Source organism: uncultured Caballeronia sp., assembly GCF_964243625.1.
In the GTDB taxonomy this organism is placed as follows: Bacteria; Pseudomonadota; Gammaproteobacteria; order Burkholderiales; family Burkholderiaceae; genus Caballeronia.
In genome coordinates this window covers 1-4,179 of record NZ_CAXTGZ010000532.1, presented here as the reverse complement: position 1 = coordinate 4,179, position 4,179 = coordinate 1, and the positions used below count along the sequence as shown (strand labels likewise).

At 60.0% G+C, this 4,179-nt stretch carries 4 protein-coding genes; 1 reads left to right on the top strand and 3 read right to left on the bottom strand.

Annotation, left to right across the window (positions count from 1 at the left end):
- The coding region (locus tag ACFFAR_RS26395; protein WP_174364747.1) for a 3'-5' exonuclease at positions 1–1,487 on the top strand (1,487 nt) is incomplete at its 5' end.
- A gap of 41 nt (positions 1,488–1,528) precedes the next feature.
- On the opposite strand, the gene ACFFAR_RS26390 is transcribed toward ACFFAR_RS26395, so the two are convergent.
- The 3 genes from ACFFAR_RS26390 to ACFFAR_RS26380 form a co-directional block, all read right to left on the bottom strand.
- The gene (locus ACFFAR_RS26390; RefSeq protein ID WP_062170178.1) at positions 1,529–2,293 is read right to left on the bottom strand and encodes a DUF4088 family protein; all 765 of its coding nucleotides are present in this window, start codon (positions 2,291–2,293) and stop codon (positions 1,529–1,531) included.
- Between the two features lie 162 nt (positions 2,294–2,455).
- Positions 2,456–2,929 (bottom strand): CreA family protein, encoded by a 474-nt coding sequence (locus ACFFAR_RS26385; protein WP_061999979.1) that lies wholly within the window; start codon positions 2,927–2,929, stop codon positions 2,456–2,458.
- A gap of 297 nt (positions 2,930–3,226) precedes the next feature.
- A partial coding sequence (locus ACFFAR_RS26380; protein WP_174364746.1) for a galactose-1-epimerase occupies positions 3,227–4,179 on the bottom strand: 953 nt, incomplete at its 5' end.

The window sequence follows — 4,179 nt, the reverse complement described above, 5'->3', positions numbered from 1 at the left end:
ACGTCCACGCGAAGCAGCAGCAAAGCGTGCTCGACTACGACGACCTCTTGCTCTACTGGTCGCACCTTGCGGCCGAGCCATCGATTGCAGCGGATCTGTCGAGCCGGTTCGACCACGTCCTCGTCGATGAATACCAGGACACGAACAAGCTCCAGGCATCCATCCTCCTTTCCATGAAACCCGATGGGCGCGGCCTCACCGTCGTTGGAGACGATGCGCAATCCATCTATTCGTTTCGCGGCGCAACGGTGCGCAACATCCTCGACTTCCCGAATCACTTCGATCCGCCGGCGAAGTGCGTGACGCTCGAGCGCAACTACCGCTCTACGCAGCCTATCCTGGCGGCATCGAATGCGGTGATCGGACTGGCCACCGAGCGATACACAAAGAACCTCTGGACGGACAAGGCATCGGCGCAACGTCCACGGATCGTTTCCGTGGCCGATGAAGCCGATCAGGCGCGTTACATCGTCGAGCAGATACTCGAAGCCCGCGAAGGCGGCATGACGCTCAAGCAGCAGGCGGTGCTGTTTCGCGCCGCGCATCACAGCGCCGCGCTCGAAATCGAACTGACCCGGCGCAACATTCCGTTCGTGAAGTTCGGCGGCTTGAAGTTTCTCGATTCCGTGCATGTGAAGGACGTGCTGGCCGTGTTGCGATGGGCCGAGAATCCGCGTGATCGTGTGGCGGGCTTTCGCGTGGTGCAATTGCTGCCGGGAATCGGGCCGGCCATTGCCGGACGAGTGCTCGATCAGGTTGCGGAACGTGGCAATACGGCGTCAGCGCTCGCGGCATTTGCGCCGCCGCCAAGAGCGAGTGAGGACTGGCCGGTGTTTGCAGGGTTGATGGCGAAGGTCTGCGCGCGTGAAAGCGGCTGGCCTGCTGAGTTCGAGATGATTCGCCGATGGTATGAACCGCATCTCGAGCGCAATCATGAAGACGCGGCGATCCGTCACGGCGATGTCCTGCAGATGGAAAGCATTGCAACGACGTATCCCACGCGCGAGCGTTTCCTGACGGAGTTGACGCTCGATCCGCCCGATGCCACGAGCGACGAATCGGGCGTTCCGCTCATCGATGAAGACTATCTGATTCTCTCCACCATCCATTCGGCCAAGGGCCAGGAATGGAAGAACGTGTTTGTGCTGAACGGCGTGGATGGCTGCATTCCATCGGACATGGGCACAGGCAGCGACGAGGAAATCGATGAAGAGCGGCGGCTCTTATATGTCGCCATGACGCGGGCGAAAGAGGATTTGCACATCGTCACGCCACAACGCTTTTACGTGCACAACCAGACGGCCATGGGCGATCGGCATGTGTGGGCGGCGCGCACGCGCTTCATTCCCGCGCACCTGATGCCGCAATTCGAAGCGCGCGCTTGGCCGCATGTGCCGGAGCCTGTTGCGCCGACCGCCGCCGGACTGGCCGCGGCGGCGAAGGCGAAGCTGGATATCGCGGCGCGGCTTAAAAAGATGTGGGAGTGAGGTTCGGTGGCGCGCGCTCAGCGGCGCGCTCAGCGGCGCGCTCAGCGCTCGGCGCGCGATGGCTTTGGCGCCTTGCGTTCCGGCGTGAAGATCGCGCGCAGCCAGTTGCCAAAACGCGTGAAACCGTCATACGGCTCTTCAATAAATATCTCCGGTTTCAGGGACCGCAACTGCTCCAGCACTTGCTGCGCTTCCTGCTTCGAAACGGAGCCATGAAACATCCCGAGCCTCAACAGGCAACGCAACTCGCCAAGCTTCTCGCGGGCGGTCGATCCCACGCTGTGTTCGGTCGCGATCCTCGTTTCGTACACGCGTTGACGTAATGAATCGGCAAGACGCCACGCGGGCGTCTGCATCTTCTGCTCGAGATCCTGAATGTCCGATGCCGCCGATTTGATCTGCGAGGCAAGTGCATCGATTTGCGCCGGGTCGCCTTTTGCCTCGTTCACAATCGATGTCGCCCATGTGCGCGACGCCTTTACCAGATCTTCCGCTGACCAGTCCGAGCGCACAGCGAACCCGAAACCGTGTTCCGCCGCCTGGCGCATCATCATGTCGATAACGTCCGGGAATTCCTTGTCCAGTGCGCGCTTGGCCCATGCGTACTGGCCGTTCTGCAGCATGCGCTGGACGGCTTGTTCGGTGAGGGGCGTGGGATTGTCGAGCAGTTTTGCGCGCAGGAAATCTTCGAACGATGGCGTGACGAACTGCGGATCGAACTTGAGCGAGAGACGAATGAACGTATCGAAATCGCGGCGCAGCGCGGCAAGCGTTTCGTCTTTGAATGAGAGGGTAATCTGACCCATGGTGTGTCCCGGTTCGCGCGTCCCGCGCATCGAATTTTGGAATTTGCGCGGGTAAACAGTCGGCGTCGCTGCTAGAGCGATTGCCTTTCGTCTTTATAACGGCAGCGGGACGGCAAACTTTAGACAAATGGAGGAAGGCCTCCAATCGTGCGCTCCTTCATATCACTTCACGGGAATCGTCGTGCCCGCTGGCATGGGGACGGCTGTCACGCTGTTCTTCGCGCTGCCGGTCGCGATGCGGTCGCTGTAGGTCAGGTAGACGAGCGTGTTGCGTTTGGCATCGACGACACGGACCACGTGCAAGGTCTTGAAGATAAACGACATGCTCGCTGAAAAAATATCGGCCTTCTGCTTGAGCGGCGCGTCGATCTTGATCGGACCGACCTGACGGCAAGCAATCGATGCTTCGGACGGATCTTCGGCAATTCCAAGCGTGCCTTTGACGCCACCCGTGCGTGCACGCGACACATAACAGGTGACGCCTGTCACGCCGGGGTCATCGTATGCCTCGACCGTTACGCGGTCCGAACCGGTGAACCGGAAGTTCGTGTTCACGCTGGCGATTTCCTCGGCATGAAGACCGGGAACGGCGACGACGGCAGCGATCGCTGCAAGTACGGGGAGGGCGCGTTTCATCGAAATCCTTCGAAGCTATCGTGGCAATGCGGCGGGCAATGCCGTTGGCAGTGTAAAAACAAAAAAGGCGTCGTATTGTAACGACGCCTTCGTTCAGTCCGGATGAAACGAGTGCAATGAAAGATCAGTGAAAAATCAAATACAAGATCACCAGCACGATCACCGGAACACCAAGCAGCCAGCCAAGTAGGTAGGGCATGTCATCCTCCATTCGATATCTGATTTGATGAATCAAGTATCCTCAAGAGGCTGATCCGCTGATAGCCGCGCCTGTCCTATATGGATGTAGGCGGACTCCTATCGGACGCTCATGGTGTATTGCGTCACTTGCCTGTAGCGCTCGTTCGGGCGCAGCACGACGTCTTCGGCACTTTCCATGTTGATCTGGTTCGGGAATCCGCCCGCTTCCAGGCACAGCGCGCCGTGCTTCTTGTAGATCACACCTTGTTTGCCCGGCTCGCCTTCCAGATGATTGCTCGTATAGAACACGAGGCCGCGTTCGGTTGTCGATACAGCCAGCTCACGGCCGCTCGCCGGATGGTAGACGCTCGCCGCGTGCTGCAATTCCGGCAGTGCGGTGACCGCGCCAATCGAGCGCAACACAAAACAATGATCGATACCGCCATTCGCGAGCCTCACCTGCTCATTGTCCTGTGTCTCGATACACGGTCCGATCGCCGCCGGCTTGCGGAAATCGAACGGGGTATCGGCGACGTTTTCAAGCGTTGTCGGGATCGTGTTTTCATCGATGGCGAAGAAGTGGTCCGCCGCGATCTCGATCTCGTGATCGGCAATGCTCGATGGCACGCCCGACAAGTTGAAGTACGCGTGATTGGTGAGGTTGAGCGGCGTTGGGGCATCCGTGAAGGCGTCGTAGGCAATCGTCAACTCGCCTGCCGGGCTGAACGTGTATGTCACCTGAACCGTGAGGGCGCCGGGAAAACCGTTATCGCCCGCTGGCGATTCAAGCCGGAACACGAGCGATTCGTCCGTGTGCTTCGCCTGCCAGAGCTTGTAGCTGAAGCCGGTCGATCCGCCGTGCAGCGAATTCGGCGGCTGGTTTGCTTCGAGCGGGTATTCGACGCCATCGAGTGAAAAACGCGCGCCCGCGATGCGGTTTGCCCAGCGCCCGACCGTCGCGCCCATGTGCGCGGGGCCTTCGGTGTAGGCGGTGGGTGTGTCGTGGCCGAGGAGGATATCGGCGAGCCGGCCGTCGCGGTCCGGCGCGAACCACGAAACGAGCGCCGCCC

Bases quoted from the DNA above. Each gene is read 5' to 3' on its own strand.
- ACFFAR_RS26385 (WP_061999979.1), bottom strand. From the start codon at position 2,929: ATGAAACGCGCCCTCCCCGTACTTGCAGCGATCGCTGCCGTCGTCGCC.
- ACFFAR_RS26390 (WP_062170178.1), bottom strand. From the start codon at position 2,293: ATGGGTCAGATTACCCTCTCATTCAAAGACGAAACGCTTGCCGCGCTG.